The sequence below is a fragment of the Leifsonia sp. HAY1-4F genome, assembly GCF_056755275.1.
Map to the genome: position 1 here is coordinate 1 of NZ_JBNDHX010000710.1, position 231 is coordinate 231.

General features: G+C 63.2%; 1 pseudogene. It reads right to left on the minus strand.

Annotation, left to right across the window (positions count from 1 at the left end):
- A pseudogene (locus ACPYOG_RS21065) lies at nt 1–231 on the minus strand (MFS transporter); the annotation flags it as partial.

Consider the following 231-nt stretch of genomic DNA (forward strand, 5'->3'; position numbering starts at 1 on the left):
GTTGAGGAAGCCTAGGTCACGGGCAGCATCGTCGCGGTCGGGCAGTACCTCGACCATGAGAGCCCCGTCGACAGCCATATAGGTGCCGAACGCGGCCCCGCCCATCGCGGCGAAAATGGTGAGCGTCCACGGCTCGTTGATAAGGAAGAGGGGAATGACTCCAACCCCGGCCACGAGCGGGGCAATCATTGTGAAGGGCTTGCGGCGCTTGATCTTGTCGGACCACGGACC